Source organism: Bradyrhizobium sp. BRP19 (assembly GCF_020194195.1).
Lineage (GTDB): Bacteria > Pseudomonadota > Alphaproteobacteria > Rhizobiales > Xanthobacteraceae > Bradyrhizobium > Bradyrhizobium yuanmingense.
In genome coordinates this window covers 1-6126 of sequence record NZ_JADYVZ010000046.1, presented here as the reverse complement: position 1 = coordinate 6126, position 6126 = coordinate 1, and the positions used below count along the sequence as shown (strand labels likewise).

General features: G+C 64.9%; 1 protein-coding gene. It reads left to right on the top strand.

From position 1 onward, the window contains the following. Nucleotides 1-6126 (top strand): non-ribosomal peptide synthetase (locus I6F36_RS38130; protein WP_225173228.1); only part of this gene is annotated, 6126 nt, incomplete at both ends.

The window sequence follows — 6126 nt, the reverse complement described above, 5'->3', positions numbered from 1 at the left end:
CGCTGGCGGCCTACCAGTCGCCGCAAGGTGCGGTCGAGACGGCGCTGGCGCAGATCTGGGCCGAGCTCCTTGGTGTCGAGCGCATCGGGCGCAACGACCACTTCTTCGAACTGGGCGGCCACTCGCTCTTGGCCGTGCAGATGTCGAGCCGGCTGTCACAGGCTGTCGGGGTCGAACTGCCACTGTCGACGCTGTTCGCAAGGCCAGTGCTGAGTGACCTGGCGGCAAGCATCGTCGAGCTGTTGAGCCGCTCCGGTCCGCACGAGCTGTCGTCGATTGCAGCCGTGTCGCGTCATGAGCCGCTTGTGCTGTCGTTTGCGCAGCAGCGGCTATGGTTTTTGGCTCAGCTGAACGAAGGCAGCACGAACTATCACATTCCGCTGGCCTTGCGATTGCGCGGGATGCTCGACCGCAGCGCCTGGCAGCGCAGCCTTGACCGTCTGTTTGCGCGTCATGAGGCGCTGCGCAGTGTGTTTGTCGCGACCCAAGGCAAGCCCGGGGTTGAGGTTCTGCCGCCGGACGCGGGTCTGCCGATAGTTGAGCATGATCTGCGGGAGAGATCGGATGCGGAAGCGGCATTTTTGGATCTGTGCCATGAAGAGGGGCGCACGCCATTCGATCTTGCGCGCGGTCCGCTGATCCGCGGGCGGCTGATCCGCATCGCCGACGAGGAACACGTCTTCCTACTGACCCAGCATCACATCGTCTCGGACGGTTGGTCGATGGGCGTGCTGCTGCGTGAACTTAGCCAGCTCTACCGGGCATTCGAGGCTGGGCAGGACGACCCTCTGCCGCCGCTTGCGATCCAGTATCCGGATTACGCCGCCTGGCAACGTCAATGGCTGTCGGGGGAACGGTTGCAGAAGCAGGCGCAGTATTGGCGCAGCGCCCTGGCAGGCACAGCCCGTCTTGTCTTGCCGACGGACCATGCGCGGCCTGCCCAGCAGTCGTTTGCCGCGGCCACGGTCCCGATCACCGTCGATGCGGATTTGACGCGGGAGTTGAAGCGGCTGAGCCTACAGCATGGCACGACGTTGTTCATGATGGTGCTGGCGGCCTGGGCGGCGGTGCTGTCGCGTCTGTCCGGGCAGAACGATCTTGTGATTGGCGTGCCGAGCGCCAATCGGGGGCACCGCGAGATCGAAGAGCTGATCGGGTTCTTCGTCAACACCCTGGCGCTTCGGCTGGACCTGTCGGGCAAGCCGCGCGTGTCGGAGCTTCTGGAGCGGACGCGGCGCACGGTGCTGGCTGCGCAGGAGCATCAGGACCTGCCGTTCGAGCAGGTGGTGGAGATCGTGCAGCCGCCCCGGGCTCTTGATCACACGCCATTGTTCCAGGTGATGCTGGCCTGGGAGAACAATGCGGTTGGGTCATTGGACCTGCCGGGGCTGAGTGTCGAAGCTGCCGGGGAGGAGATTGATCAGATCAAGTTCGATCTGGAGCTGAGCCTTGGCGAGCAGGGTGAGGTGATCGCTGGGACGCTGGGTTATGCCACGGCGCTGTTCGATCAGGCGACGATCGAGCGGCAGCGTGGTTATCTGCTGGCGCAGCTGCGGGCGATGGTTGCCGATGCGCAGCAAGAGGTCCACCGGATTGAGCTGCTCTCGACTGCCGAGCGCACGTATCTGCTGGAGGAGCTGAACCGGACGGCGGCGCCGTATCCTGCGGAGCGGTGCATCCACGAGCTGTTCGAGGCGCAGGTGCACAAGGCGCCGGATGCGGTGGCGGTGGTCTGCAAAGATGAGCGGCTGAGCTACGGCGAGCTCAATGCACGGGCCAACCGCCTGGCGCATCACCTGATCGCCCTCGGGGTCAGGCCGGACCAGCCGGTTGCGATCTGCGTCGAGCGCAGTCCGATGATGGTGGTGGGGCTTTTGGCGATCCTGAAGGCCGGCGGAGCGTATATGCCGCTGGACCCCGCCTATCCGTCGGCGCGGCTGCATCAGGTGCTCGACGATGCGGCCCCGCCGCTGCTGCTGGCCGATGTGGCTGGCCGTGCCGCCTTCGGCGCGGATGTGCCGGCCATTGTGAGCGTGGTGGAGCTCGATGCTGCGGCGCCGGCCTGGGCCAGCCTGCCGGAAGCGGATCCTGACCGGCGCGCGCTCGGCCTGACCTCCCGCAACCTCGCCTATGTGATCTACACTTCGGGATCCACGGGCACGCCCAAAGGGGCACAGAATGAGCATCGGGCTATCGTTAATCGCCTGATCTGGATGCAGAACGCCTATGGTCTGAAGCCAACAGACGTCGTGTTGCAGAAGACGCCATTAAGCTTCGATGTCTCGGCCTGGGAGTTCTTTTGGACTTTGCTTGAAGGGGCAACGCTGGTACTGGCGCCACCCGGTGCGCACAGAGATCCCGATGCATTGGTCGACTTGATCGTCAGCCAGCACATCACGACGGTTCACTTCGTGCCATCCATGCTGGTCAGCTTTTTGGATGCGAAGAGTGTTGACCGCTGCACATCGCTGCGGCGGGTTTTATGCAGCGGCGAGGCGCTCCCTGCCGCCAGTGTGTATAGGGTTCGGCGCGTATTGCCCTGGACGGCCCTGCACAATCTCTACGGTCCGACTGAGGCCGCGATCGACGTTACATCCTGGAGCTGCCCGGCTGAGTTTGATGAGGCCATCGTCCCGATTGGCCGTCCTATTGCCAACACGCGGGTCTACTTGCTGGATGGTCATGGCGGGCTGGTGCCGTTCGGTGCGGTGGGCGAGCTCTGCATTGGCGGGGCGGGGGTGGCGCGGGGCTACCTCAACCGCCCTGAGCTGACAGCGGAGCGGTTCATCCCCAGTCCCTTTGTCGAGGGCGACCGGCTGTACCGGACCGGCGACCTGGCACGCTACCTGCCGGATGGCAATCTGGAGTTTTTAGGCCGCAACGACGAGCAGGTGAAGATCCGCGGCTTCCGGATCGAACCGGGCGAGATCGTCGCGCGGCTTTGCGGCCACCCCTGCGTGCGCGAGGCGGTGGTGGTGGCGCGCGAGGATGGTCGCGGCGAGCAGCGCCTCGTTGCGTATGTCGTTGCCGCCGAAGCTGAGGAATCTGATCTTGCCGGCGGTTTGCGGGCGCATGTGAGTGCGGGGCTGCCGGACTACATGGTGCCGAGTGCGTTCGTGCGGCTGGCGGCGCTTCCGCTGACGCTGAACGGTAAGCTCAATCGAAACGCGCTGCCGGCCCCGGGCGACGAGGCGTATGCGCGCCGGACCTACGCGCCGCCACAGGGCGAGACGGAGACGGTGCTGGCGCAGATCTGGGCCGAGCTGCTGGGGCTGGAGCGGGTCGGACGGCACGACAACTTCTTCGAACTGGGAGGGCACTCGCTCTTGGCGGTGCAGATGATCGAGCGTCTAAGGCGGCGGTCACTGCGCATCGAGGTGCGCACCTTGTTCGTCAAGCCGGTGCTGGCTGATCTGGCTGCAAGCCTGGGCCGCCATCACGAGGTGGCGGTCCCGGCCAACCTGATCACCGAGCGAAGTGCGGCGATCACGCCGCAGATGTTGCCGCTGATTGAGCTGGCCCAGGGCGAGATCGACCGGATCATCGCCACAGTGCCCGGCGGGATTTGCAACATCCAGGACATTTACGGCCTGTCGCCGCTGCAGGACGGCATCCTGTTCCATCATCTGTTGGCGGCAAAGGGCGATCCGTACCTGCTGGTATCGCAGATGGCGTTTGACGAGCGTGGGCTGCTCGATCGCTATCTTGCCGCGGTCCAGCGGGTGGTGAATCGGCACGACATTCTGCGCACCTCGTTCGTCTGGGAGGGCCTGTCGCGCCCGGCCCAGGTGGTGTGGCGGGAGGCGCGACTGGAGGTGATCGAGGTCGAGCTGGATGGCGCTCATGGTGCTGGCGCCGCGCAGCTTAAGGAGCGGTTTGATCCGCGCCAGCACCGCATCGAGCTTGGCCGAGCACCACTGCTGCGATTTATGATTGCGCGCGAGCCCGGCAGCGCGCGCTGGCTGCTGCTGGAGCTGCAGCATCATCTGATCGGGGATCACACGACGCGGGACGTGATGCATGCTGAGGTCCGGGCCGAGCTGGAGGGGCGCCAGCATGAGCTGACGGCGCCGCAGCCATTCCGCAATCTGGTGGCGCAGGCGCATCTACGCCGTGATGCCAAGGCCGATGAAGCGTTCTTTCGGGAGCTGCTGGCCGACATCGACGAGCCGAGCACGCCGTTCGGCTTGCGCGAGGTGCGCGGCGACGGCAGCGGGGTTCGAGAGGCGCAGCGGATGCTGCCGTCAGCGCTCCAAGCGAGGCTGCGCGAACAGGCACGGCGGCTGGGCGTGAGTCTGGCGAGCCTGTGCCATCTGGCGTGGGGACAGGTGGTGGCGCGCAGCAGCGGCCGCGAGCAGGTGGTGTTCGGCACGGTGCTGTTAGGCCGCCTGCAGGGCAGCGCTGGCGCCGACCGCACGATGGGGCTGTTCATCAACACCCTGCCGCTGCGGCTTGATCTTGATGGGACAGCGGTCGAGGCGAGCGTGCGAACCACGCACGCCCGGCTGGCCGAGCTCTTGGCGCACGAGCAGGCCTCGCTGGCGCTGGTACAGCGCTGCAGCGCTGTTGCGGCGTCGGCGCCGCTGTTCAGCACGTTGTTGAACTACCGTCACAACACGGCGCCGGCTGTGCCCGGCTCCGGGATGGATGATGTCTTGTCGGGCATGGAATGGCTGGGTGGGGAGGAACGCACCAATTATCCGCTGACCCTGTCGGTGGAGGATTTTGGCGAGGCGCTGGGCCTCACTGTGCAGGTGGCGGAGCCTATCTCTGCGGATCGGATCTGCGGCTACATGCAGCGGGTGCTCGAGGAGCTGGCAAAGGCGCTGGAGCATGCCCCGGATACGCCGGTACGCGAGTTGGACATCTTGCCAGCTGAAGAGCGCACCTATCTGCTGGAGGATCTGAACCGGACGGCGGAGGCCTATCCATCGGACCTGTGCGTCCATGAGCTGTTCGAGGCGCAGGTGCAAAAGGCGCCGGAGGCGGTGGCGCTGGTCTGCGAAAACGAGCGGCTGAGCTATGGCGAGCTCAACGCGCGGGCCAACCGGCTGGCGCATCACCTGATCGCCCTCGGGGTCAAGCCGGACCAGCCGGTTGCGATCTGCCTCGAACGCAGTCCGGCGATGGTGGTTGGTGTCTTGGCGATCCTCAAGGCTGGCGGTGCCTATCTGCCGCTGGACCCAGCATATCCCAGCGAGCGGCTGCATCAGGTTGTCGACGATGCCGCGCCGCGGCTGCTGCTTTGCGACGTCGTCGGTCGCGCAGCACTCGGTCTCGAGGTGCTGACCGATGTGACGGTCATCGATGTGGAGACGGCCACGCCCGCCTGGGCCGAACGGGCGGCTTCAAACCCTGACCGGCGCACGCTTGGCCTCACATCGGGCCATCTCGCTTATGTGATCTACACCTCAGGCTCAACCGGAACCCCAAAGGGGGTCATGGTCCAGCATCAAGGGTTGGTCAATCTGCTGTCGGCTCAGGTCGGCCTCTTTGGCGCTTCTTCCAACAGCCGCGTCGTGCAGTTCGCCTCCATTGCTTTTGATGCAAGCGCTTGGGAGCTTGTTATGGCGTTTGGCTCCGGAGCCGCTTTGCACTTGCCTGCGGAAGAGATCCGTCAAGCGAGTAACAAGCTATCGGATTATCTGCAAAGCGAAGCCATCACCCACGCGACATTACCCCCAGCGTTGCTTCAGACAAACAAGGATCCGAAATGTTTGGCTGTGCAAGCTCTCGTTCTTGCTGGAGAGCTGCCGAAGCCAGAACTCATCCGAAGTCTGGCCCCAACATCAATTGTCAATGCTTACGGCCCGACCGAGGCAACAGTCTGTGCGACGATCTGGACTTGCCCGGCTGATTTTAATGGGTCATTGGTCCCGATCGGGCGCCCAATCGCCAACACGCGTGTGTACTTGCTGGATGGCCATGGCGCGCCCGTGCCGTTCGGCGCGGTGGGTGAGCTTTACATTGGCGGGGCGGGGGTGGCACGGGGCTACCTGAACCGCCCTGAGCTGACCGCGGAGCGGTTCATCGCCAGTCCCTTTGTCGAGGGCGATCGGCTGTACCGGACCGGCGACCTTGCACGTTATCTGCCGGACGGCAATCTTGAGTTCCTGGGCCGCAACG